Origin of the sequence: Stenotrophomonas sp. PE591 (genome assembly GCF_018320795.1) — a bacterium.
In the GTDB taxonomy this organism is placed as follows: Bacteria; Pseudomonadota; Gammaproteobacteria; order Xanthomonadales; family Xanthomonadaceae; genus Stenotrophomonas; species Stenotrophomonas maltophilia.
Genome location: NZ_JAAOKO010000004.1, coordinates 72,860 through 98,249 on the forward strand (window position 1 = coordinate 72,860; position 25,390 = coordinate 98,249).

Here is a 25,390-nt window from a genome sequence, read left to right on the forward strand (position 1 = left end):
CGTCCTTCGCACCCGCGCGGCAGCGCCACCAAGAACAAAGGGATCGTGCATTGGACAAGCCGAAGAAGTCGGTTCGCCGCAGAACCGCAGGCGTGACGATCGACGAGGTTGCGGCCCTTGCCGGCGTTTCGCCGATGACCGTGTCGCGGGTGATCAACCAGGGCAAGGTGCGCGACGTCACCCGCGAGCGCGTGCTGCGCGCCGTGCGTGAGCTGGGCTATACGCCCAATCTTGCCGCCAGTTCGCTGGCCGCAGCACAGCACACGCGCATTGCGCTGATCTACACCAACCCCAGCGGCGCCTACCTGCGCGAACTGCTGGTGGGCCTGCTGCGCGTCGCCTCCAGTTCCGCCATCCAGCTGGTCATCGACTACTGGGACAACCTGGATGCCGACTCCGAACGCAGGGCGGCGCGCGCGCTCGCCGGACGCGTCGACGGGGTGATCCTGCCGCCGCCCCTTTGCGAATCGCAGGCCGCCGTAAGCGAACTGGTCAAGGCTGGCATTCCAGTGGTAGCCATCGCATCGGGTCGCCTGAGCGAGGCCCTGTCCTGCGTCCGCATCGACGATTTCAGTGCGGGCAGGGAAATGACCGATCACCTGCTCCGGCAGGGACACACCCGCATCGGTTTCATCCGTGGGCGCGATGACCTGAGCGCAAGTGCGCTCCGTTACGACGGCTTCGTCACCGCCCTGCGCGAGGCCGGGCTTGCGGTGGAGCCTGGCCTGGTCCAACACGGTGACTACACCTACCGGTCCGGCCTCGCTGCCGCCGAAAAGCTGTTGTCCCAACGCCGCCCACCGACCGCGATTTTCGCCAGCAACGACGACATGGGTGCCGCGGCCATCTCCGTCGCGCATCGGCGCGGGCTGGAAGTGCCGCGCGATCTGTCGGTGGTGGGTTTCGATGACACCTCGGCCGCCACCACCGTGTGGCCGGAACTGACCACGATCCACCAGCCCATCGCCTCGATGGCCAACGCGGCCGTCGACATCCTGCTGCGCACCATCCGCCGTCCGGCGGGGGACGCAACGGTGCTGCGCGATCATGTGATGCCGCATCGGCTGATCGGACGCGGTTCGGTCGCCGCGCCGCCCCGGGGGCGGTAGCGCAGGCCTCATGCTCCGCATCCGAGGGTGACCTCGGCTTCGTTCAGCGCACCCAGGGCAACGCGTGACACGGAGATCGTCATCGCGTCGGCCGTCACCACCGACCACGGTCGGTCGATCGCGTCCAGCGTTGCACCCGCCTTGGCCAGGCACTTCAGCGGCACGCCGACACGCTTCCACTGGCCCTGTGGAAGCGCCGCCAGCGCCGGCCCGATGGCGATGCGCGCCGAGCAGCCCACGCCGCAACCGACCGACAGCCACGCCTCGCCCTTCGGGGCTGCATCCACCCGCAGCGTGGTCAGCAGCATCAGATCGCCGTTCGATTCACGCTGCAGGTCCAGCGCCGTGTGCGACTGCAGTGCCGCGGCGGCTTCGCCATTGCCCGACCAGGCCAGGCGTCGCCCATCCTCCTGTGCCAGATGATCCACGCCGGTGATCTTCAGCCGATCACCGGGCAATGCGTCCGGCACGCGGGTCACGGTCAGGCCCTGGCCTGCGGCCTGCTCAAGGCGCAGCGCCATGCCGGGGCCTGCATCACCGCGCGCAAAGAACACGCCCGTCGCGCCCTCGTTGCCGGTCACGCCCGATGCCTCTGGCAGCGCGCCCAGGTCGCCGTTGTCGGCGTAGGTCAGGCCGAAGCCGAACGCAAACAACGGATCGTAGTCCTTCTGGCCGACGTTGTTGGCGTACTGGGTGGCGGTGCGCGGCCAGCTGAAACTGAGCTTGCCCTTGAAATCGTGCTGCACGCGGCCATCGCTTCCGCGCAGCAGTACATCGGCAATGCCGGCGCCTTCCGAGCCCGGCAGCCATGCAGCCACGAAGGCATCGGCGGCATTGATTTCCCGGTTCACCCAGAGCGGCCGTCCGCTCAGGAAAACCGCAACAACCGGTATGCCTTCGGCCTTGAGCCGCTTGAGCAGCGCCAGGTCCGTTTCGTTGCCGAGCTTGTAGGCCAGCGTCGGCCGGTCTCCCTGGAACTCGGCATAGGGGTCCTCGCCAAACACCACCACCGCCACGTCAGGCTTCACTGCATAGCGACCGTCGACGGCAAGCACGGCTTCACCACCGGCCTCCCTGGCCTGGCGCGCGATGCCCTCGTAGATCGTGTCCGCATTGGGGAAGTCCTTGCGGGTGGTGCCGGTGCCCTGCCAGTTGAGCGTCCAGCCGCCGGCCTGCTTGCCGACATCGTCGGCTCCGTCGCCGGCCACGAGGATCCGCTGCTTCGGCGACAGCGGCAGGAGGCTGTTCTGGTTCTTCAGCAGGACCAGCGATTCGCGCACGGCCTGCCGGGCGACCGCGCGATGCGCCGGCGCGCCGATCAGTGCGAACTGCCCGCCAACGGCCCGCGTGGACGGCCTGCCGGCCTCGAACAGCCCCAGGCGGAACTTGACCCGCAGGATCCGGCGCACCGCATCGTCCAGGCGCTGCGGCGTGATCCGGCCGTCCTTCACCGCAGCCAGCGTCGTCTCGTAGAATCCCTTCCAGCTGTCCGAGGCCATCGCCATGTCCAGGCCCGCGATGATGGTGGCCGGGCAATCTGTGGTGGTGCAGCCCTTGACCTGTCCATGACCATTCCAGTCACCTACCACGAAGCCACCGAAGTTCATGCGGCCCTTGAGCACATCGGTGAGGTAATGCCGGTGCCCATGCATCTTTTCGCCGTTGACGCTGTTGAACGACGCCATCGCGGTCTGCGCGCCGGCGGCGATTGCCGGCGGATATCCGGCGGCGTGGATGCGCACCAGGTCTGACTCGCTGATGCGGGTGTCGCCCTGGTCCTTGCCGTCGGTGGTGCCCCCATCGCCCAGGAAGTGCTTCACCGAGGCGATCACATGGCGGCCATCGAGGAACTCCGGTGTTCCCACCCTGCCCTGCAACCCCTCCACCATGGCGGCGGCATAGCTGGCCACCACGTCCGGCGATTCGGAGTAGCCTTCGTAGGTGCGTCCCCAGCGATCATCTTGGGGTACGGCAACGGTCGGCGCGAACGTCCATTCCATGCCGGTAACGCGGGTCTCCAGCGCGGTGATGCCACCGATCTGCCGCAGCAGCTCCGGATTGTGCGTGGCGCCCAGCCCGATATTGTGCGGGAACAACGTGGCGCCAATGATGTTGCTCTGCCCGTGCACGGCATCGATGCCGAACAGCAGCGGAATGGCCTTGCCGCCTTTCGAGGTGTCGATGGAGGCGTCGTAGAAGGCGTCGGCCAGCGCCAGCCATTCGGCCGGCGAGGCGTCATAGCGGCCGCCGGGATCGGAGTTGCCTCCGGCCAGGATCGAGCCGAGCCGGTAGCGGCGCACATCATCGGGGGTGACGCTGGCGATGTCGCCCTGCACCAGCTGGCCGACCTTCTCTTCCACCGTCATGCCCGCCATCAGGTCGGTGATGCGCTTCTCCAGTGCCGGATCCGCAGCCAGCGGCCAGGTGACCTCCGGCCAGGGATCCTTGTCGGTGGTTGCGGCGGCGGCAGCCCGGTCCTGGCCGCGGCAGCCAAGCAACCCCAGCATCAGTGCGGCGACCAGCGCGCCGCTGCGGTTTACGAAGGTCTGCGATGTCATGGCGCTCATCCTTCCATCTGCTCCAGTTCCTTGCCCTTGGTCTCGTGCACATGCCGGACGACGAAGATCACCGAGATCACGGCAGCGACCAGGTAGATGCCGTAGGTCGCAGCCAGCCCTGCCGCGGCCAGCAGCATCGGGAACGTTACCGTGACCACGAAGTTGGAGGTCCATTGCGCTGCGCCAGCGACCGCCAATGCCGAACCGCGGATCTGGTTCGGGAACATCTCGCCCAGCATCACCCACATCACCGGCCCCCAGGACAGATTGAAGAACACGACGTAGGCGTTGGCCGCCACCAGCGCCAGCGTGCCCATGCGGCCGGGCAGCTGCAGATGCCCGTCGGCCAGCGAACCACTGGCAAAGGCCACCACCACCAGTGCAAGCGACAGCGACATCCCGGCCGAGCCGAACCACAGCAGGGGCTTGCGGCCGATCCGGTCAATCAGCAGTACGGTGACCACGCAGGCACCGATGCTCAGCGCGCCGGACAGCACGTTGATCAGCAGCGCGTCGTTTTCGGAAAAGCCGACCGCCTGCCACAACACGGCGCCGTAATAGAACACCACGTTGATGCCGACCAGCTGCTGGAAGCAGGCCAGCCCGACGCCGACCCAGACAATCGGGCGGATCCGCCCGGTCGCCCGGCTCTTCAGGTCGGACAGTCGAGGGCGATGATGGTCGTTGGACAACGAGGCATCGATCTCCTCGAGCGTGGCCCTGGCCTTGTCGCTGCCCAGCAGCCGGGTCAGCACCCGCAGGGCGTCGTCCTTGCGCCGCTTCACCACCAGATAGCGCGGACTCTCCGGAATGGTCAGCAACAGCAGCAGGAACAGCAGCGATGGCGCGGCCTGCATCCAGAACATCCAGCGCCAGGCGGCCTGCCCGCCCCACAGCGGTTCGGTCGACGCGCCCGCTGCGGCCGCCAGCAGGTAGTTGGACAGGAACGCGGCGGTGAGGCCGGTGATGATCGCGATCTGCTGCACCGTCGCCAGGCGGCCGCGGTAACGGGCCGGAGCGACCTCGGCAATGTAGGCCGGCGAGATCACGCTGGCTGCGCCGACCGCGAATCCGCCCACCACCCGCGCCGCAATGAACCAACCCGAGGAGACCGCCGCCCCGGCGCCGAGTGCCGACAGCAGGAACATCACTGCCGACAGGATCAACACGTTGCGACGGCCCAGGCGGTCGGCCAGCCGGCCGGCACTGAAAGCACCCACCGCACAGCCCAGCAGCATCGACGCGATCTCGAAGCCCTGCATCCACTCGCCGGACCGGAACGCCTGGTGCAGGCCATCCTGGGTGCCATTGATCACGCCGCTGTCGAAGCCGAACAGAAAACCGCCAATCGTCGCCACCACGCTGATCAGTACGATCAGCCGCGTGTTCTCACCACTGCCTGCTGCCTGGTTCATCCCCGTCCCCTTGAGTGCACCGTTGCCGCCGTTGGCCTGCGTGCCGCGCTCAGCGCAGCAGGTACTGGTTGAGCAGGTTCTCGTAACGCTCCTGCTTGCCGCTGGCCTGGCGCGGTTCGCCGAGGCGGGCGGCCAGCCCCGCCAGGTCCGGCAGGCTGAGCGTGCCACGCTCGAAATCCTGTCCGGCGCCGGAATCGAAGCTTGCGTAGCGTTGCGCACGCCATTGCTCCCACGGCGATTCGGTCAGCAGTGCATGGGCAACCTCCAGCCCGCGTGCGAACGCATCCATGCCGCCGATATGGGCAATGAACAGATCCTCCAGGTCGGTCGACTCACGGCGCACCTTCGCATCGAAGTTCAACCCGCCCTCCAGCCCGCCCTGGCGCAGCACGACCAGCATTGCACCCACCGTGTCGTACAGATCGCTGGGGAACTGGTCGGTGTCCCAGCCGTTCTGCGCGTTGCCGCGATTAGCATCGATGCTGCCGAGCAGGCCATGGTCGGACGCAACCTGCAGGTCGTGCTCGAAGGTGTGCCCGGACAACGTGGCGTGGTTGGCTTCGATGTTGAGCTTGAAGTCCTTGTCCAGCCCATGCTCCTTCAGGAAGCCCACCACCGTGGCACTGTCGAAGTCATACTGGTGCTTCATCGGCTCCATCGGCTTGGGCTCGATCAGGAAGTTGCCCTTCAGGCCGATGCTGCGGCCGTAGTCGCGGGCCATGGTGAGGAAGCGCGCGAAATGTTCGATCTCGCGCTTCATCTGGGTATTGGCCAGCGACGCATAACCTTCGCGTCCGCCCCAGAACACGTAGTGCTCGCCGCCGAGTTCGACCGTGGCCTCGAGGGCGGCCTTGACCTGCACGGCTGCACGCGCGACCACCGCGAAGTCGGGATTGGTCGATGCGCCGTTCATGTAGCGCGGGTGCGAGAACAGGTTGGCCGTGCCCCACAGCAGCTTGACGCCGGTGGCCTCCTGGCGCGCCTTGGCCAGGGCCACCATATGCGAGAGGTTCTTCTGGTACTGGCCGATGTCGTCGGCATCCGGCGCCAGGTCGATATCGTGGAAGCACCAGTACGGCACGCCCAGCTTGGTGAAGAACTCGAACGCCGCGTCCACCTTCGCTTCGGCCGTGGCCAGTGGCGAGGCGGCCTCCCACGGGAACTGCCGGGTACCCGGGCCGAACGGATCGTGCCCGGCATTGCAGAAGGTGTGCCAGTAGCACACGGCGAAGCGCAGATGCTCCTGCATGGTCTTGCCACCGATGACCCGGTTCGCATCGTAGACCTTGAAGGCAAGCGGATTGTCCGAGCCCTTGCCCTCGAACGGAATGCGGCCGACGCCGGGGAAGTATTCCTTGGCGCCGATGAAGGGCTGCGTGCTCATGGTGCGTGCTCCTGTCGTGGTACGGGGTGTCGTGGAGGAGTCATCAGCCGCGCTGCAGCGGCGTGATGGCCTTGAGATGACTGAGGAAGCGTGCGTACGCCCGTGCATAGGCATCGCTGCGGTCCGGATCCGGCCGTGCGGACAGCGCGGGATCGACGGTGACGTGGCGCGCGGTGATGTCGCTGATCGAGGTGGCGTCTCCCTGCGCCCGGGCGAGCGCCCACAGCGCCTGCAGTGCCGCACCAAACGCCGCACCTTCGGCCTGCACCGGGACGTCCACCGGCAGGCCGAACACATCAGCCACCAGCTGACGCCAGGCAGCGCTGTTGCTGCCACCGCCGGTGAGCACGATGCGATCGAACTGCAAGCCCGCGCGGACGAAGGCGTCGTAGCCGTACTTCAGGCTGTAGGTCGCGCCCTCCATGGCGGCGCGGTACACATGCGCCGGGGTGAAATTGGCAATGTCCAGGCCAGCCAGCACGCCCTTGCCCAGCGGCAGGTCTGGGGTACGTTCGCCATTGAGGAACGGCAGCATCACCAGGCCCCCTGCCCCCGGCGGCGTTGCGCGAAGATGCGCGTCACCGTCGCGGCTGCTGAAACCGAAGGCGGTGGCCACGCGTTCGGTGGCCACGGTGCAGTTCATGGTGCAGATCAGCGGCAGCCAGCCCCCCGTGGACGAGCAGAACGCCGCCCACGCGCCGTCCGGATCGATCACTGGCGAGCCGGAATACGCAAACAGCGTTCCGGAGGTTCCCAGGCTCATCGCCAGCCGCCCTTCCGTGACGCAGCCGGTGCCGATTGCCGCCATCATGTTGTCGCCGCCACCCACGGCAATCTTCACGGCCGCCGGCAGCCCGAACTCGGCGGCTGCCTTCGGCGCGATATCGAACAGGGCATCGGGCGCTGCGATCGGCGGCAGGCAGGAAGCAAGATCACGATCAGGATCGGTTGCGCGCAGCAGTTCCTGCGACCATGTGCGTGTGCGCACGTCCAGCCAGCCGGTGCCGGACGCATCGCCAAGCTCGCAGAACCGCTGCCCGGTCAAAACGAAATTCAGGTAGTCGTGTGGCAGCAGGATGGTCGCCAGCCGCGCATAGGCGTCGGCACGGTGGGTTCGGGTCCAGGGCAGCTTGGAGGCCGTGTAGCCGGCCAGGATCGGGTTGCCCGCCAGCGCGATGGTCCGTTGGAACCCACCCACAGCGTCCATGATCTGGATGCATTCGGCCGAGGTGCTGGTGTCGCACCACAGCTTGGCCGGCGCCAGTACCTCGCCAGCATCATCGACCGGCACGAACCCGTGCTGCTGCCCCGATACCGCCAGCGCGACGATGCGTGCGCGCAGCGAGGGTTCGATCCGGGCAAAGCAGTCGCGCAGGGCCGACACCCAGTCGGCCGGCGCCTGTTCACGGCTGCCATCGGCGCCGCTGTCCAGCGCGAGCGGCGCGCTGGCCGAAGCCACCACCGCCTGCTTCCGCGGGTCATAGACCAGCACCTTCAGGCTCTGCGTCCCTGCATCGATCCCTGCAACCAGACCCATCGAAACCGCCTCCGATCAACAAAAAGGTAGCGCTAACATTCCGTGGACTCAAAAAGGGGGCGTGGTGTCCGGCCCCCTCGTTGCCACCGCGGGCGTCATCGCCCGCGGTGCTGCCGCACTGTAACCAGCTGCAGCGGAAAAAGCGTGCTGCAACGCAAAACCCTGCTACGTGCTCGCCGTCGTCGAACGCCATACGTCCACGCCGGACCTGCAGTACTGCGCGATGAACTCCGCCTGCGCCGGCATCTGCGCGGCGGCCTGCTGCACAGGCCCTTGGATGCCCTTCAACAAGGTGCGCAGATCGACATCACTCACGGCCCGCGCCAGCGGGTGGGCAGGACCGGGTGCGATGCCCTGCCCGAGCAGCACGCTGGTCCAGGATTCGACGCGGAACAGCTCGCCGGGGTCCTGCCACGCATGTGCACGCTCGCGCCACGCCTGCAGCCGCTGCTGCAGCGATTCCGGCACGCGCATCTCGCGACAGGCCTTCCACATCGGTTCGGGGCGCTGCGTGGCGTGGTAGTGCAGGATGATGAAGTCGCGCACGTGCTCCATTTCCTGCCGGCTGACATCGTTGTACAGCTGCACCAGCGACGCACTGATGCCGTCGAACGGGAACAACTGGATCAGGCGCACCACTGCGCTGATCGTCAGATGGATGCTGGTCGACTCCAGCGGTTCGATGAAACCGCTGGCCAGCCCGAGCGACACCACGTTCCTGTTCCACGCCTTCAGCCGGCGTCCACTGCGGAACGGCACCTTCCATGGATCGCGCAAGGGTGGAGCCCCGGCATCGCGCAGCAGTTTCGCGGCGGCCTCGTCATCGGACAGATGGCGGCTGTCATACACCAGCCCGCAGCCGACACGGTGCTGCAGCGCGATGTGCCAGCGCCACCCCGCCTCGTGGGCGATCGCCCGGGTATAGGGCACCGGCGGTGCCACCGCCTCGGTCTGCACCGCCACGGCACGGTCGCACGGCAGCCATTCGTGCCAGTCCTCGTAGCCGGTGCCCAGCGCCTGCTCGATCAGCAGGCCGCGGAAGCCGGTGCAGTCGATGAACAGATCGCCCTCGATCACCTGGCCGTCGTCCAGCACCAGCGCCTGCACCGAACCGTCGTGCGCGTGCTGCCTGACCTGGGCGATCCGGCCTTCGATCCGCCGCAGGCCGTGGGCCTCGGCCCTGCGGCGCAGGAACCGCGCATACAGCCCGGCATCGAAGTGATACGCATAGCTGGCTTGCGGCTGGGTGTGCAGCGAGAAGCGGTCGCCACGCGAGGCGATGCTCTCCAGGCAGAAGTCGCCCAGGTCGGAGGACATGCCGCGGCGCAGGCTGTCCAGCCAGAAGTGATGGAAGGGGGCCGCCCAGGTGCCATGGCCGATGATGCCGAACGGATGGAAGAAGCGATCGCCCGGCAGGCGCCAGTTCTCGAACGAGATCGACAGCTTGAAGGTGCCGGCCACCGCGCGCAGGAACTCCTGCTCATCGATCTGCAGGAAGCGATGGAAGGTGCGGATCGGCGGCACGGTGGACTCACCGACGCCGACCGTGCCGATCTGCTCGGACTCGACCAGCGTGATCTGCAGCTGGTCACGGAACTGGTGCGCCAGCGCGCAGCCGGCCAGCCATCCCGCTGTACCGCCACCGGCAATGACCACCTTGCGGATGCGCCCTGCAGGCGCGCTCTCGGTATCCAACGCGGTGCCCTCTCTCAACGGTTGAGCCTGCCCAGCAGCATCGCGCGCATGCGGCGGGCGCGCTGCTCGTCGAACGGTGCCAGGTCCCCGCGCGCGGGGTCAGGCAGGTGCTGCCCCGCGCGCTCGCCAGGGCCGAATGCGTAGTAGCGGAAGAGCCCTTCCCAGGCCTGCTTTTCGCGCGCTGGCAGGTCGCGCACGGACCACATCGCGTGCTGCAGCGCCGCCAGCGGCGACCCCAGCCAGGCCGGCGAGCTTCGCCACCAGTAATTCACCAGCACGTTGAACGGTTCCAGGCTGCGTACATGGTGCCACCACATGCTGGGAATGAAGATCGCATCGCCGGGCCCAAGCACTGCCCTGCGTGCATGCGCCAGCGCCTCGCGGAAACGTGGATGCCGATCGAAGTCGGGGCGCTCGAAGTCCACCACGCTGACCACCTGTCCGCCCGGCGTGGGATCGAGCGGGCCCGGATAGAGGTTGTCGATCTGGGCGGGCGGGAACAGGGTGAACTCGCGCCGCCCCACCGCGCAGCAGGCGAGATTGTCGGGTGTGTCGAAATGGCATGAGGCCGTCACCCGGTTGCCGATCCAGATGCTGGCGGTGGCGTCGATGCCCTGCTTCGCCAGACCGGCGTCGTTGGCCTGCGCGAATGCCGGCAGCAGTGCCCGCGCGATCGGCAGCGAGGCCACGTAGTAAGTTGGCGGTTGCGGTACATGCAGCGTCATGGCGATCTCTTCCAGGACCTGGGCCAGCACACCGCGCCGCACTTCGAAATTCAACCGGGTGAAGTCCGCGCTGTAGAACGGGCGCCCCCCGATCTCGGGGCCGCCGAACGAGTACTGGATGGGCGCACCCGCATCGACGCTGCACAGGTACGCCATTGCGTCCTGCACCCCACCTAGTCCGGCCTGGACCAGCGGCCAACCGCTGGCGATGCCGCGCAGTACGACCGGCTCACCGGCCCCCACCAGGTCAGCCAATGGCAAGGCGGCAGGATCGATGCCTTCCAGGATCCGCATCGGCAGGCGGGCGTGCACCGGTCAGTTCCTGACCGCCTGCGCGGTGCCGTCCTGGACGCGGAGGCGGCGCTGCTTCTCGGCGATCAGGCGGCGCATGTTATGCAGCGAGGCAAGCATCAGGTACGCACCTTCCAGGTAACCGGCGCGGTTCAACGCAGCCAGGCGCGAACTGTCCAGCGCCGCCAGGCGCTCGCGGTCGACGCCGTGCAATCCGCTCACGCTCACCCGGTGGTGCGGCGCGACCTGCACGTCGAGCATGACCGGCTGGATGAGGCCGCAGTCGTCGAGCATCGTGAACATCCCGGTTGCGAAGGCACTGCCCTCGTGGATGCCGCGCAGCACGCCGGCGATGTGGTCCAGGTAAGGCGTGTTGCCGCCCTGCGGCAGGAACAGCGGCTCACCGACGCCGGCGGTGACGCGCGGATGGTCCAGGTCCACGTGCATCACCGCATCCTCGGTGAGCAGGCCATCCACGTAGTGCTCCTGGAAGCCGATCAGGAACGGCCCTTTGGCGGCCGCGCCAGGCAGGTAGGAGGCATTCCAGCGCCCGTCCAGCAGGAACAGGTTCTCGTGTTGTTCGAAACCCAGCAGGGCCACGGACTGCCACGCTCCCGTCCCGGCTTCCCTGCGCAGGAAGATCGGATACTCACGCTGCAGTTCAGCGAACTCGCTGGGATAGGCCGGCACCATGCCCACCGCATCGCCGAACTGCGGCCCGAATCCGGTGGCGACCTTCAGGTCCCGATGCGCGATGTTGTTGAGCATTTCATAGCGGGCCATCAGGGTATCCAGTCCAGTGCGGGGTGGCTGGCCGGCAGAGTAGCGCAGGCGCGACAGGTGCGGCGACACCGTCCCGGCGCGGCACCGCTGGCGGGCAGCGGTGCCGTGCCGGACGCATCGGCAACCAGGCTCAGAACTTGTAGCGTACGCCCAGCATGTAGCGCGGGCTCTGGTCTGCCAGCTTGACGATCATCTGCGAGGTGCGCGAGCGCCACCGCACATCCTCGCCGGTCAGGTTGATCGCCTCCAGGCTGAAGGACCAGTGGTCATCCAGCGCGTAGTTGACGCTGAGATCCCACTGCTCGTACGGCTCCACATAGTACGGATTGCGGCTGGAGCCCTGGTTGGCCAGGATCAGGTACTGGTCGCGCCAGTTCCATGCCAGCCGCACCGACCACCCGTACTTCTCGTACATCAGCATAGCGTTGGCAGTGTCGCTCAGGCCGGTCAGCGAGAACTGGTCGACACCCGGATCGCCGCCATTGTTGTAGCCGACATCGCCTTTGACCACGGTGTAGTTGGCGAGCACGCCGAAGCCGGTGTCACCGAAGAAGTACTGGCCGCCCAGCTCCCAGCCATGCAGCTTGGATTTGTTCTGGTTGATCGGGCGATTGACGTTGAACTGGTACAGCGGGTCGTTGGGCTGCCCATACAGATCGTAGGCCGCTTCGGTGGCCAGCACCTGCGCATCGGTTCCGTTGTAGGCGCCCAGGCCGGCAGGATTGTTGCGCAGCAACGCCAGTGCGGTGAACAGCGAGGTGTCGTTGGCCGAGCAGGCGGCCGCATTGGCCGGCCCGACCTGGGCGACGCAGGCGCCGCTGGTCAGGAAGTCCAACGCCGCCCGCGCATCCGGCCCGGAAGTCGGGTCGGTGAGGCCGTACAGGCTTTCCTGGACGACGGTATTGCCGATGAAGTTGCTGACCGACTTGTTCCAGTAGGTCAATGACACATAGCTGGCGTCGGCGAAGTACCACTCCAGCCCCAGGTCGAGGTTGTCCGATTCCAGCGGCTTCAAGCTCGGGTTCTGCGAGTTGCCGCTGGCGCGCGACGAGGGATCGATCAGCACCGAGCCGAACGGCTGCTGGGCCCCGGGTCCCGCATAGAGATTGCCGTACGGCGCGCGGGCGATGCTCTTGCCGAACGAAACGCGTCCCTTCAGCTCCTCGGTGAGGTCGATGCTGAAATCAAGGTTGGGCAGGATGTAGCTGTACCGCGCCTTCTCGGTGAAGGGCTGCTGCTCATCGGACAGCACGATGCGGAAATCATTGTTGGCCTGCCACTCGATCGATTCGGGCACGGCAATGACCGAGGTCGACACTACATCGGTGGTTTCATAGCGCACGCCCAGGCGGGTGTTGGTGCGCATGCCGCCCAGCTCCCCGTCCAGCTCCACCTGGAAGTACGCCGCCTTGGTCTTTTCTTCCACGAAGTTGTCGGCCGCACGTTGCGGGTTCACACCCAGGCCGACGCCGTACTCGCGCGATGCCCATTGCGCGAGCTGCCCGGCATTGCCGCGCCAGGCCGGCCAGCTGTTGGCGCTGTAGTCGTCGAACAGGCCGACGATGCTGACCGGCTGCAGCAGGTCCATCAGGCCTGCGGCGGTATCCCGGTCCACGTTGGCCACGCCCCAGTCGCCCAGGGTCGAGTAGGCCTCGGCGGCCTGGATGCGGTGGGTGGTGGACTTGTTGGTGTCCACGCCGAACTGGAAGCGGCCGTGGTCGAAGTTCCATTCGCCATCGACGCGCGCCTGCTTGATCTCGCTGATCTGGGTCTGCGCGTTGACGCGCAGCACCTGCGTGCCGACCTCGCCCTCCTGGAAGCCCGGATTGACCACGCCATTGGTCCCGGCGATCGCATCGGCCGTGCTGGGATACCAGACCTGGGTGCCGACCGGCAGGCCATTGTTGAAGTTCAGCTCCTGCACCCAGGAGCCGCCACAATGCGGGCCACGGGTACAGTTGTTGGTGCCGGCGATGCTCATGAAGATCGAACCACCGCCGGTGAGCGGGTCGTTCGGGCGGCTCTCGTTCTTCGAGTTGTGCGCATCGAAGCTGAGCTTGAAGCGGTCGCTGACATTCCAGACGGCATTGAAGCCCAGCGAACCCAGCTTGTATTCCTGCATGCTGCGCTGCTGTTCCAGGCCGAAATCCTTGGTGCCGGCGATTTCACGGATGTATACCGGCGTCGCGACGGCGCCGCTGGTGTCGAACTCGACGTTGGTGTAGTTGCTGTTCTGCAACCACATGCCCTGCTCGCCGCGATTCTCGGTGATCTCGTTGGTCGAGTAGGTGTAATCCACGGTCAGGGTCAGGCTGTCCGTCGGTGCGAACTGCAGCACGGCCTGGCCGTTGACGCGCTCGCGCTCGAATTCGGAGAACGCGTAGCGCAGGTCGTTGGGCCGCGCGTAAAGCTGGCCGATGGCCGGGGCATTGACCACGGTCGGATTGCCCGGCATCGACCCTGTCCACGGCTGCACGTTCCAGTAGTTCTCCGTGGCCTGCACCGAGCCACCCTTGCGCTTCTGCTGGCTTGCGCTGAGGCTGACGCCGAAGGTCTTCTCCGGATTGCTGTAACTGAAGATGCCTGACAGCTCCGGGGTCAGGTCATTGTCGAACGGCTGGCTCTGGTCGGACACCAGCTTCGCCCCGGCGTTGGCCACGATGCCGGCGTGATCGAGCGGACGCGAGGTCAGGATGTTGATCGTCGCGCCGATGCCGCCGCTGGGCACCTGTGCCTGGCTGGTCTTGTAGACCTCGATACCATTGATGGCCTCGGCGGCCAGCTGCGCGAAATTGAAGGCGCGGGTGCCGCCGTCGACACCGCCGATGGCGACCTGTCCAGAGGCACCGAATGCATCTGCGCCCGGCATCTGCCGACCGTTGAGCGTGACCATGTTGAACTGGGGGCCGAAGCCACGCGCGGTCACCTGCGCACCCTCGCCGTCACGGCGCTCGATGGAGATGCCGGTGATGCGCTGCAACGACTCGGCAAGATTGGTATCGGGGAACTTGCCGATGTCCTCGGCACTGATCGCGTCGACCACGCCCGCCGAGTCGCGCTTGATGTCCATGGCCTGGCTCAGGCTGTTGCGTATGCCCGTGACCTGCACTGCATCGAGCTGGGTGGGCTGCGACTGGCTCTGCGGCTGCTGCCCGGTCGCCGGTGCGGCGTCCTGCGCAAAGGCGGGATTGATGACCAGGGCACCACCCACGAAGGTGAACATGGCCCGGGACCGGAACTTCGCCAACGCGCGGCTCATGAACCGGCCCTCGGGGCCAGGGTGCCGCGGAAACTGCAAGTGCTCATGAAAGTCCCCTCTGACATACGATCGAATGGATGTACCGCCCCCTCCCAGGGGCACGCACGGGCGTGGCCCGCATTCCAAACCGAACAGCACGGGTGCTCGGGCACGCCGCGACTTACACTTGCTTTTCAAGCCTGCCAGGACAAACACGCGGCAAAGAAGGCAGCCCCTGGACCTTGGATCCCCGTTCAACTGGTAGCGCTACCATCGCGTTGCAGCGGAGAGTAATCACCGAGGTTCGCCGTTGTCACCATGCAGCGCAGCAAAACCGGCAGCGCGCGAAACAGCTGCTGACTCGGCCGTTGCTGCATCCGGTCACGCTCGCCCGCCGTAGGAAAGATGCCCGCGCTTGCGGGTCATCCAGAAAGGAACGCACCGTGAACGCTCTTCAGCGCATCGCCGCCGCAGTCGGCTTCGCCGTACTCGTTTCGTCCGTGCCCACTGTCCTCGCCGCCAACACCGTCATCGTGGGCGGGGCAGAAATGTATCCCACCAGGACCATCGTAGAGAACGCAGTCAATTCCAAGGACCACACCACTCTGGTCGCAGCGGTCAAAGCCGCCGGCCTGGTCGACACCCTCAACGGCGCCGGGCCCTTTACTGTTTTCGCGCCCACCAATGCGGCCTTCGAAAAGCTGCCTGCAGGCACTGTCGATACACTGGTGAAGCCTGAGAACAAGGCGCAGCTGACCCGGATCCTGACCTACCACGTCGTCCCGGGCAACTACAGTTCCGCACAGCTTCTGGCCGATGCCCGCAAGCACGGCGGCAAGGCCACCCTGAAGACCGTGCAGGGTGAGCCTCTTACCGTGGCGCTCCACGATGGCAAGCTCTGGGTCATCGACGCAAAGGGTGGAAAGGCAGGTATCAGCGTTGCAGATGTCAGCCAGTCCAACGGCGTCATCCATGTGGTCGACACCGTGCTGATGCCCAAGTAGGCGGCCTCATGCAACGGGCATCCGGCGCGATGCCCGTTGCCCCGGCCGGTCATCCCGCCGTCACCATGCGGATCCCCGCCCGGCATGGCGTAGTGGCTACCACTCCGGTCCCAGCAGCTTGGTCACTTCGGTCTCCAGTTTCCGCGCAGCCTCGTCCTGGGAGGCGACCTTGATGCACAGCCCCGACTGCGCCGGCCCCGGCACCAGCTAGCGGTTGATGGTGCCGCCGCCGTCGCCGTCCAGCGCTACCCGCGCCACTACCGTTCGGCCATTGGCGTGGAAGGTCCAGTGCTGATAATCAAACATGCTTCAGTAAGTGTGCGGCCAAGATGTCATCCCACTTTGGGCGCCACGACAGTGAAGAACGCTCCAGGAGGATGTTCAGAGCGCGTGGACATGATGACAACAGGGCCTATGGCAGTGTCCGCGCCAACTGCAGGACATCGGCGAAGAAGGAGGGATAGTCGTCCTGTGGAGCGCTGTGGGTGTCGCGCCGGTGGACCAGACGCACGGCGACCACCCGTTGTTCCGGGACGATCATCAGGTATTGGCCCAGGTAGCCGTTGGCGGCAAAGCCGATGACCGGTCCCCGTGTGATGTCGTAGAGATCGGCGAGCTTCAGGCCGCGCGCGGAGACCTGGCTGGCGTAGCGCTGGGACCAGTCCGCGCCCAGCTGATTGGCGAGGAAGGCGACCAGTGCGCTGCGGCTCTCGAATGCACGCCCTGCGCTGGCCTGCAGTGCGCGCTGTACGTCGTCGTCCACGCCCCTTTCCACCAGCAGATCCCGTAGCCGGGGCTTGAGCTGGTACCGTTCCCAGGCCGGTATCCGCCACCACAGCAGCCCAACCTCTGGCGCACGGGCGCTTTCGGTCGTCATCAACGCGACCGACTGCTCACTCAGTAGACGTTTGCCATCCGGCGCCACGCCTCCGTCCAGCAACAGTTGCCCGATGGCGGCAAGATCGGTCGCGCGCAGGGACAGCCCGGCCATGCCCAGCGGAGTGCCTGCTTCATCCTTCATCCAGGTGTAGTGGGCGATGCCCAGGGGCTTGAACAGCCGCGCGTCCAGGTACTCATCCACAGGCTCGCCTGCCAGGCGCTCGACAATGCCGGGCAGCAGGTTGGTAGCCTTGTTGTTGTAGGAGAACACGTTACCCGGCTCATCGCTCAGCTCGGCAGCCAGTGCCAGCTTGACCAGGTCCGGGGCCCCTTCCAGCTCTTCGCCCGCGTTCGCCACGTTCTGCAGGCCCGAGGTATGGTCCAGCAGCATGCGCACGGTAATGGCGCTCTTCCTGCCCTGCTTCCATTCGGGATAGATCCGGCTGACCGGCGTATCGATCGAAGCCAGCTTTCCTTCGTCCAGCAGCAATGCAATGGCCAGCGCGACGAGCGACTTGGTGGCCGACATCAGGTGAACGGATTCCTGCCCGACGGCGGGCTTCAGCTCAAGCAGCGTCTCCCGGTCGTGCATCACCAGGACCGCATCGGAATGCGCGGCGCGCGCGTTGCGCTCGATCGCGGCGAGGGCTTCGGCGCGCGTCGCCGCTTGGGTGGGCCCGGCGATGCCGAACACCAGGGCCAGGGCGCAGGACAACCAGCAGGATCTTGGCATCGCAATCTCGTCCAATGAGTGTGTGTGTGGAGTTTGACTACATGTGTAGTCACACTGCAGTGCCTGAAGTCATGGCGCGCTTGAGTGCTGAACGTGGGCTGGGCGCCGCCCCCGGCCCACCTGCAACGCGGTCGTCCGCAGCGGTCGCCATGCCGCGCCGCACGGTATGATGCGGCGACCCGGAACCTGCGATGATTGCAGCGGCCGCCCATCCGCTGATCGCGCGCGCCAGGCCCCCTGCGCCGGGGTCGCTGCAGGTGCCGCTGAAGCCCCACTCCATGCTCGCCCCCCAAGCCCCCCTCGTGATCTGGGCAGCGGTCGCCGTTGCCACCATCGGCCTGCTGTTCCGTCCTTTGCGCATCCCCGAATATGTGTGGGCGTTGGGCGCTGCCGCCCTGTTGCCGTTGCTGGGCGCGGTGTCGCTGCACACCGCATGGCACGCAGTCGCCGAAGGCCGCGATGTCTACCTGTTCCTGGTCGGCATGATGGTGCTGGCCGAGCTCGCCCGCCGCGAAGGGCTGTTCGATTGGCTGGCGTTGTACGCGGTGCGGCACGCGGGCGGATCGGGGCGGCGCCTGTTCGACCTGGTGTTCCTGGTCGGCACGCTGGTAACGGTATTCCTGTCCAACGATGCAACGGCCGTGGTGCTGACGCCGGCGGTCTACGCGGCCTGCAAGGCGGCCCGGGCCAATCCCCTGCCGTACCTGTTCGTCTGTGCCTTCATCGCCAACGCGGCCAGCTTCGTGTTGCCCATCTCCAACCCGGCCAATCTCGTGGTGTACGGACAGCACATGCCGCCGCTGCTGCAGTGGCTGGCGCAGTTCGCACTGCCCTCGCTGGCGGCGATCGGTGCGACCTATCTTGTGCTGCGCTGGGTGCACCGTCGCCAAATTGCACAGCCGCTGGTGGCCGCGCCGGCGCATCGCCCGTTGACCGACGGCGGCCGACTGAGCGCACTGGGCGTGCTGTTCACCGGCACGGTGCTGCTGGTTACGTCCGCCTTGAACGGGCCGTTGGGCCTGACCACGTTCTGCGCGGGCACGCTAAGCGTGGTGGCAGTGGCCATCCGCCAGCGACGCAGCCCGCTGCCGCTGCTGCGCCACGTATCCTGGGGGGTGCTGCCGCTGGTGGCTGGGCTGTTCGTGCTGGTGGAAGCGGTAGCGCAGACCGGTGTCATCCAGAGTTCGGCCAGCGCGCTGCAGGCGCTGGCGAAAACGTCGCCGCACCAGGCCAGCTGGCTGGCCGGCGGCGCCGCTGCACTGCTGAGCAACGTGGCCAACAATCTGCCGGTCGGCCTGGCGGCTGGTTCGTTGGGGCAGATGGCGGACCTGCCGGCGCAGACCCGTGCCGCATTGCTGGTCGGCGTGGATCTGGGCCCGAACCTGTCAGTGACCGGCTCGTTGGCCACGATGCTGTGGCTGATGGCGTTGCGTCGCGAAGGCGAGCATGTCAGCGCGCTCGACTTCCTGCGCGTCGGCGCGCTGGTGATGCCACCTGCACTCATCGCAGCGTTGTTGCTGCTGTGACCAGAGTGCAGGCGGCGCCCCTGCCCTAGAAGACCAGCTGCAGGCGGGTATTGAAGGTGGTGCCTTCATCCCTGCCCATTGCACTGCCACTGCGGTGACGGGTCTGCCAGCGCACGGCTTCGAACATCACGCGACTGAAATCGTTGAGGTACCAGTTCGCGCCCAGGGTCCACGCGTTACCGGTACCGCCACTGGGCAGCTCGGCATAGTCCACGTCTTCATAGCGGCCCTTCAGCTCCCAGGCACCGCCGCCGCCGCGCGTCACCGGATCGGCGACCTTCACCTTCCCCCAGGTACCGGCCTTGCCCGAGTACGACGGCAGCGCCCCCGCCAGGAACCAGCCGGCAGAAATCGCCCACGCCGCGTGGTCGCGATCGTAGCGACCGCCGGCATCGGCCCCGCGCAGGCTTCGCGTACCCCACTCGCCCGTTGCCCACGCCGGGCCGAAGAAGCCGGCCAGTTCGGCACCGTAGGCGGTGCTGCGCTCGGCGCCCAGCAGTGTGCCCGGCGTGATCCTGACCAGATCGTTGAAATGCCCCGCGATGGCCGAACTGCGCACCACGCCGCTGGCCCCGGCGGGAATCTTCTCGTGGAACGCCCATGCGCCCAGATGCAACGTGGCACCAGCGGTGTCCAGCGGATTCCAGTGCACGCGCGTGGCCCAGGTCTGGCTGTCGTTGTCGGTGCCGGCGTTGTTGAGATCGTTGCCGGCCACCGACAGGCTGGCGTGCCAGCCCTTTCCGTACACCCGCTCGGTCAGCCCGACACCGAACAGGCCGCGCTGCGGCAGCATCAACGTGCCGACCACGTTGCGTTCCTGGAACGGCGTGTTGGAGGTGCTGCTGGAGCCATCGATACCGCGATCGTTCAAGCGGTTGCCCATCGTGAGATCGGCCGGCAGGCCGAACAGGGTGTGGTCCAGCGTGGCGTAGACCGACTTCCAGGCCACCGCGTTGTCGGCGAAGTCACCCTCCACCACCCAGCCCAGTGTGCCGTAGCGTCCCTCGGCCCCCAGGCGCACCGAACGGACCTCGGTGCCCGAAACGTTGCGATCACCGACCGCCGAACCGTCCGTACTGGAGGCATCGACGAACAGGCGGCCGCGGGGACGGAACACCGTCGTGCCGTCGGCACTGCTGAACTCCGGTGCGCCTTTGGCCCAGGAGACCTTGGGCTGCCTGGACTGGCCGGATTCCAGTGCGGCCACCCGCCTTTCCAGCGCGGGCGCGGGCGGCGCGGATAGTGCGGCCGCGGTGCCCTGCCCGCCCTCGACGGCGCGCAGGCGCGCTTCCAATTGCTGGATCTGCAGCGCCTGCTGCTGCACCAGGTGTGACAGCTCGGCCTGGCTCAATGGCGCGGGCGGGGATGAAACAGACTGGGCGTCGGCGTGGCCACTGGCCAACAGCAGGCCGAGCGCGACCGGCAGCGCTGCCAGCGGCAGCACGGTGGAAGGGTTCATGGACTCTCTCTCCGGCCAGCCGGCCCCCTGGCCCGGCGCTGGCCTGTTGCGGTGGTGCGGGGGAAGATTGGGGGAGGAAGCTCGCGCCGCCGGATCGGACCGGCGGCGCGGCAGGCGGGCTCAGCCCGGCCCGGTCAGCTGGTGGCCTGTGCCTGGGCGTTGGGACGCCAGGTGATCAGCTTGTTCTCGACCACGTCCAGCAGGGCGTCGATGACCAGCACGAAGGCGGCCAGGATGATGATGCCGGCGAACACACCCACGGCATTGAAGTTGCCCTCGGCCTGCGCGATCAGGTAACCGAGGCCCGCCGAAGCGCCGAGGTACTCGCCGATGATCGCGCCGACCACGGCAAAGCCGACCGAGGTGCGCAGCGAGGACAGGATCCAGCTGGCCGCTGCCGGGAAGTAGACATGGCGCAGCAGATCGCTGCGGCTTGCGCCCAGGATGCGGGCATTGGCCAGCACCACCGGATTCACCTCGCGCACGCCCTGCATGGCGTTGAAGAACGTGGTGAAGAACACCAGCGTGACCGCCAGCGCCACCTTCGACCACAGGCCCAGCCCCAGCCACAACACGAAAATCGGCGCCAGCACTACGCGCGGAATCGCGTTGAAGCCTTTGATGAAGGGATCGAGGATGCGCGCCGAACGGCGGCTCAGGCCCAGCCAGACACCGCCAGCCACGCCCAAGCCGGTGCCGATGATGTAGCCCAGCGCGGTTTCAGTAAGGGTGATGTAGACATGCTGGTAGAACGAGGTATCGGACAACCAGGTCCAGGCCTGCTGCACGATGGCCGTCGGCGAAGGGAAGAAGAACGGATCGATCACGCCCAGCGCGATACCGCCTTCCCAGCCGCCGAACACGGCGACTACCAGGGCCAGCTGGATGAATTTGTCAGTCTTGGCGTGCATAGCTCTTCTCCACTTCGCCGCGCAGGCAGGCCCAGATGTCGCGGTACAGGTCGGTGAAACGGTCATCCAGCTTGATCTCGGCCACGTTGCGCGGCCGTTCCAGATCCACGTCGAAGCTACGCACCACGCGGCTGGCTGGGCCGGAGGACAGCACCACCACGCGATCTCCCAGCGCGATCGCTTCTTCCAGGTCATGGGTAATCAGGATCACCGAGCGGCGATCCTCCTGCCACAGGCGCAGCAGCTCGTTCTGCATCAGGTGGCGGGTGTGGATGTCCAGCGCCGAGAACGGCTCGTCCATCAGGATCACCTTCGGCTCGACGATCAGCGCCTGCGCCATCTGCACACGCTTGCGCTGGCCACCGGACAACTGGTGCGGATAGCGATGCTCGAAACCGGCCAGGCCGACCTTGGCCAGCCACGCGTTGGCCTTGGCCTTGCGTTCGGCTTCGGGCACGCCGCGGAAGCGCAGGCCCAGCTCGACGTTCTGGAAAGCTGTCTTCCACGGCAGCAAGGCGTCCTGCTGGAACAGGTAGCCGACCGACTCCTGCACGCCACTGACCGTGCGGCCATCGATGGCCACGTCGCCCGAGGATGGCTTCAGCAGGCCCGCCACGGAATTGAGGATGGTGCTCTTGCCGCAGCCGGTGGGCCCGACGATGGCGAGGAACTCGCCGTCACCTACCTGGATGTCGACATCGCGAACGGCGGTGAACTCGCCGAAGGACATGGTCACCTTGTTGATGGCGACCATGGTCTGTGCAGGCTCCAGCTGCGGCGCGCCGTTGAGTTGGCGCACGGTGGCATTGAGGGCCATGGGGTTACCTCCGCTTACGGTTGGGCAGCCGGCGCCGCAGCGTTGGCACGCTCGACGAAGGCATTGGTGTAGGTCCTGGACAGATCGATGTTGGCCTTGGCCACATCGGTATTGAACTCACGCAGCACCTTCAACGGCGTCTCCAGGTCGGCCGGGGTGAAGCGTCCATCGCGGGTGAAGATCGCGCGCGCATTCTCCACCGCGCGGGCATAGGTGGCGCGGTCGCCGGAGACATAGCTGTCCGGCAGCGCGGCAACGATCTCCTCGGCACTGTTGTCGGCGATGAACTTCAGCGCCATCTGTTCGGCACGGGCGATCTTCTCGGCCGCTTCGGGGCGCTTGTCCAGGAAGCTCTGATTGGCATACATCACCGAGGTCGGGTACAGCCCGCCATAGACCTGGCGGGCGCCTTCGTCGCTGCGCGCGTCAAGGATGATCTTCCCGACCTTGCGCTCGGTGATCAGGGTTGCAGCCGGATCGTAGTTGACCAGCAGGTCGATCTTGCCCTGCTCGAGCGCGGCGACTGCAGCAGCGCCGGAGCCGACGCCGATCAGCGAAATGCTGTCGGCCGGAATATCGTGCTGCGCCAGGAAGTGGCGGACGAAGAAGTCGGACGAGGAGCCCGGGGCCGTGATGCCGACCTTCTGGCCCTTGATGGACTCCGGTCGCGCAGGATCAAACGTGGCATCTTCGCGCCCCGCCATCACCAGGCCGGAATTGCGCGAGAGCAGCACGAAGGCCACCACGTCCTTGCCCTTGGCCTGCATCTGGATGGTGTGGTCGTAGAAACCGACCGCCACGTCGGTGGAATTCGCCACCAGGGCCTGCAGCACCTTCGAGCCACCCTGGGCGAAGTTCTCGGTTTTTACGTCCAGGCCGACGTCCTTGAAGTAGCCCTTGGCATCGGCAATGAAGAACGGAAGGTTGTTGAGGTTGTAGGAGCCGACGCTGATGCGCACGGGTGCATCGTCACCGGTGCCGGTGGATGCGCCATCGGGGCGCCCGCTGTTGCTGCAACCGGCCGCGGCTAGACCGGCCGCGCACAGCGCGGCCATGAAGAACTGCTTGTACATCATCCCTCCCAGGAGTGAAGCATCTACGTTGTAATGGCTGGCATGCGCGTCTGCGCCGGCCCTGCCGGGTTCAGATCATGCCGCTGACGTCCATTGGCGGGCTTGGGTGGAACTGGCCATGGCAGGCACTGGCGTTGTCGCAAACACGCGACCTTCGAACAATCGGCGTGCGGTGCGGACCACGCTGGCAATCACCGGTGCGTCATCCGAGCTGCGACTGAGGCCCACCTGCAGGTCCCCGCTCGGATGTTCGAGGGTAATGCTGCCGGGAACGGACAGGCACCCGACCAAAGTGTGGGCCAGCGTGCCCGGCGTGACGGCGGCGGTAGCCAGGCCGACCGCGCCGGTGATCGCCAGTGCGGTGTGGCATTGGTGCGGCATGAAGTAACGCACCTGCAGATCGCCGCCGTGTTGCGGCGCCGACAGCAGCACCGGCTTGGGAATGACCTTGTTGCCGGCGTCGGCGATGCCCATGCGGGCGCCCGCCTCGATGCGCAGCGCTTCCAGCCGGCGCATGAGCGCCGCGTCCGCGTTCAGTTCGGCGGGCGAAGCATCACCGCGCACGCCCAGGTCCTCGGCACGCACCAGCATCATCGGCATCGCGCAGTCCACCAGGCTGACCGGCACGCCATCGATGGTTTCCCGGGCGTGGCCGCTGGGCAGCAGCTTGCCGGTGCGGGCGCCTGCGGCATCAAGGAAGGAAAGCCTGACCGGCGCGGCCGAGCCCGGTGCGCCGGCAATGCGCGTATCACCGCGGTAGACCACATGGCCGCCCGGCGTTTCCACCGTGGCGATGATCAGCTTGCCGGTGTTGACGTTGTGGATGCGCACCTCGGTCTGCGGATCCTGAGCCTGCACCAGCCCCCGCTCGATGGCATACGGGCCCACCGCCGCCAGCATGTTGCCGCAGTTGGGGGACGTGTCCACCACCTGCTGCTCCACCCGTACCTGGGCGAACAGATAGTCCACGTCGGCGTCTGCCCGGCTGGATCGGTCGATGATGGCCACCTTGCTGGTCAGCGCGTTGCCGCCACCGATGCCATCGATCTGCAGCGGATGGCCCGACCCCATTACTTCCACCAGCAGGCGATCGCGTTCAGCAATGTCCGCCGGAAGATCGCTGGCCAGGAAGAACGGGCCCTTGGATGTACCACCGCGCATGAGTACGCAGGGAATGCTGAGCAGATCGTTGGACATACGTGTGCTAGATTGATGCGTATAGGGGATGAATGACCCCTCTGTGATTCGATACTGGCATGGCCCCAATTGATCTGTGAATTGCTGATTTTTTGATGATTGATACCCAATGAGCATCAATTGCGAAATCCTGGATCTACGCGCATTCCTTCTGGTGTCGGAGACGCGCAGCTTCCACCGCGCCGCGGAGATCCTGCACGTCTCCCAGCCGGCACTCAGCCGACGGATACAGAAGCTGGAGCAGGCGGTGGGTTCGCCACTGCTGGAGCGCACCACGCGCAGCGTCAGCACCACCGCCGTCGGCGAGAACCTGCTGCCGCTGGTGCGTCGCATGCTGGAGGAATTCGATGGATCACTGTTCTCACTGCGGGGCCGGGACGATACGCGGGGCGCTACCGTCACCATCGCCTGCCTGCCCACGGCGGCGTTCTACTTCCTGCCCAGCGTGATGGCGCGTTTCCACGAAGCGCATCCCAACGTGCGCTTCCGGATCCTGGATATCCCGGCCACCGAAGGCCTGCAGGCGGTAGAGCGTGGCGAAGTCGAGTTCGGCATCAACTTCATGGGCGCCAACGATCCGAATCTCGATTTCGACGTGCTGGCCGAAGATCCCTTCGTGCTGGCCTGCCGACGCGATCATCCGCTGGCCCGCAAGCGCAAGGTTGAGTGGGCGGATCTGGCCGAGCACCAGCTGATCACCGTGCATCGCACCAGCGGCAACCGCACGCTGCTGGATGGTGCCCTGGCGCGCGAAAACCTCAAGTTGAGCTGGCACTACGAAGTGACCCACCTGTCGACGTCACTGGGCATGGTCGAGGCCGGCATCGGCGTGTCGGTCCTGCCGAAAATGGCCACGCCGGACGGGGATCATCCGACCCTGGTGACGCGCACGATTGGTAACCCCGTGGTGTCGCGCACGATCGGGATCGTCCGTCGCCGGGGCGCCCTGCTCTCGCCTACTGCGGAACGCTTTCTGCAGATGTTGATGAGCCAGTGGCGCGGGGAGGCCTGAGCATCGTTTGCTGGACAGGCCGCCCCCGGATCTGGCCGAGGATG

At 66.5% G+C, this 25,390-nt stretch carries 18 protein-coding genes; 4 read left to right on the plus strand and 14 right to left on the minus strand.

Annotation, left to right across the window (positions count from 1 at the left end; all coding sequences use genetic code 11):
* Positions 1-50: 50 nt before the first annotated feature.
* The gene (locus JLDANKMP_RS12290; protein ID WP_212561236.1) at positions 51-1,109 is read left to right on the plus strand and encodes a LacI family DNA-binding transcriptional regulator; all 1,059 of its coding nucleotides are present in this window, start codon (positions 51-53) and stop codon (positions 1,107-1,109) included.
* Between the two features lie 8 nt (positions 1,110-1,117).
* On the opposite strand, the gene JLDANKMP_RS12295 is transcribed toward JLDANKMP_RS12290, so the two are convergent.
* From JLDANKMP_RS12295 to JLDANKMP_RS12330, 8 genes are all read right to left on the minus strand, one after another.
* A complete protein-coding gene (locus JLDANKMP_RS12295) occupies positions 1,118-3,676 on the minus strand; it encodes an exo 1,3/1,4-beta-D-glucan glucohydrolase (RefSeq protein WP_212561237.1) in 2,559 nt (852 codons plus the stop codon).
* A complete protein-coding gene (locus tag JLDANKMP_RS12300; RefSeq protein WP_010485699.1) occupies positions 3,673-5,082 on the minus strand; it encodes a sugar porter family MFS transporter in 1,410 nt (469 codons plus the stop codon). Before JLDANKMP_RS12300 ends, JLDANKMP_RS12295 begins: the two co-directional genes overlap by 4 nt.
* Before the next feature lie 49 nt (positions 5,083-5,131).
* Positions 5,132-6,466: a xylose isomerase gene (gene xylA, locus JLDANKMP_RS12305; RefSeq protein WP_212561238.1), complete on the minus strand. Its 1,335-nt coding sequence runs from the start codon at positions 6,464-6,466 to the stop codon at positions 5,132-5,134.
* A 43-nt stretch (positions 6,467-6,509) separates the two neighbouring features.
* Entirely contained in the window at positions 6,510-8,003 is a 1,494-nt protein-coding gene (xylB, locus tag JLDANKMP_RS12310) for a xylulokinase (RefSeq protein ID WP_212561239.1), read from the minus strand.
* A 165-nt stretch (positions 8,004-8,168) separates the two neighbouring features.
* The gene (locus tag JLDANKMP_RS12315; RefSeq protein WP_212561420.1) at positions 8,169-9,698 is read right to left on the minus strand and encodes a tryptophan halogenase family protein; all 1,530 of its coding nucleotides are present in this window, start codon (positions 9,696-9,698) and stop codon (positions 8,169-8,171) included.
* A 14-nt stretch (positions 9,699-9,712) separates the two neighbouring features.
* Complete coding sequence (locus tag JLDANKMP_RS12320; protein ID WP_212561240.1) at positions 9,713-10,735, minus strand: cupin-like domain-containing protein; 1,023 nt, start codon at positions 10,733-10,735, stop codon at positions 9,713-9,715.
* A gap of 3 nt (positions 10,736-10,738) precedes the next feature.
* The gene (locus tag JLDANKMP_RS12325) at positions 10,739-11,497 is read right to left on the minus strand and encodes a SapC family protein (RefSeq protein WP_100478406.1); all 759 of its coding nucleotides are present in this window, start codon (positions 11,495-11,497) and stop codon (positions 10,739-10,741) included.
* Between the two features lie 130 nt (positions 11,498-11,627).
* Positions 11,628-14,756 carry a TonB-dependent receptor gene (locus tag JLDANKMP_RS12330; RefSeq protein WP_212561241.1) on the minus strand — a complete coding sequence of 1,043 codons (3,129 nt, stop codon included), beginning with the start codon at positions 14,754-14,756 and terminating at the stop codon, positions 11,628-11,630.
* A 527-nt stretch (positions 14,757-15,283) separates the two neighbouring features.
* Here JLDANKMP_RS12330 and JLDANKMP_RS12335 point away from each other — a divergent pair.
* Entirely contained in the window at positions 15,284-15,739 is a 456-nt protein-coding gene (locus JLDANKMP_RS12335; protein WP_239668883.1) for a fasciclin domain-containing protein, read from the plus strand.
* A gap of 412 nt (positions 15,740-16,151) precedes the next feature.
* On the opposite strand, the gene JLDANKMP_RS12340 is transcribed toward JLDANKMP_RS12335, so the two are convergent.
* Entirely contained in the window at positions 16,152-17,333 is a 1,182-nt protein-coding gene (locus JLDANKMP_RS12340) for a serine hydrolase domain-containing protein (protein WP_212561421.1), read from the minus strand.
* Positions 17,334-17,629: 296 nt separating this feature from the next.
* Between JLDANKMP_RS12340 and JLDANKMP_RS12345 the strand changes: the two genes are divergently transcribed.
* Entirely contained in the window at positions 17,630-18,877 is a 1,248-nt protein-coding gene (locus JLDANKMP_RS12345) for an arsenic transporter (protein WP_212561242.1), read from the plus strand.
* A gap of 25 nt (positions 18,878-18,902) precedes the next feature.
* On the opposite strand, the gene JLDANKMP_RS12350 is transcribed toward JLDANKMP_RS12345, so the two are convergent.
* From JLDANKMP_RS12350 to JLDANKMP_RS12370, 5 genes are all read right to left on the minus strand, one after another.
* Positions 18,903-20,336, minus strand: coding sequence for a porin (locus tag JLDANKMP_RS12350; protein WP_212561243.1), 1,434 nt, complete (start codon positions 20,334-20,336; stop codon positions 18,903-18,905).
* A 134-nt stretch (positions 20,337-20,470) separates the two neighbouring features.
* Positions 20,471-21,247, minus strand: coding sequence for an ABC transporter permease (locus tag JLDANKMP_RS12355; RefSeq protein ID WP_005409726.1), 777 nt, complete (start codon positions 21,245-21,247; stop codon positions 20,471-20,473).
* Positions 21,231-22,064, minus strand: coding sequence for an ABC transporter ATP-binding protein (locus JLDANKMP_RS12360; protein ID WP_005413494.1), 834 nt, complete (start codon positions 22,062-22,064; stop codon positions 21,231-21,233). The genes JLDANKMP_RS12355 and JLDANKMP_RS12360 overlap by 17 nt, the downstream gene beginning before the upstream one ends.
* A 14-nt stretch (positions 22,065-22,078) precedes the next feature.
* Positions 22,079-23,137, minus strand: coding sequence for an ABC transporter substrate-binding protein (locus JLDANKMP_RS12365; RefSeq protein ID WP_044571384.1), 1,059 nt, complete (start codon positions 23,135-23,137; stop codon positions 22,079-22,081).
* Positions 23,138-23,212: 75 nt separating this feature from the next.
* Positions 23,213-24,334, minus strand: coding sequence for a 4-oxalomesaconate tautomerase (locus JLDANKMP_RS12370; RefSeq protein ID WP_212561244.1), 1,122 nt, complete (start codon positions 24,332-24,334; stop codon positions 23,213-23,215).
* 109 nt (positions 24,335-24,443) lie between these two features.
* Between JLDANKMP_RS12370 and JLDANKMP_RS12375 the strand changes: the two genes are divergently transcribed.
* Positions 24,444-25,346, plus strand: coding sequence for a LysR family transcriptional regulator (locus JLDANKMP_RS12375; RefSeq protein ID WP_059034473.1), 903 nt, complete (start codon positions 24,444-24,446; stop codon positions 25,344-25,346).
* The last annotated feature ends 44 nt before the right edge of the window (positions 25,347-25,390 follow it).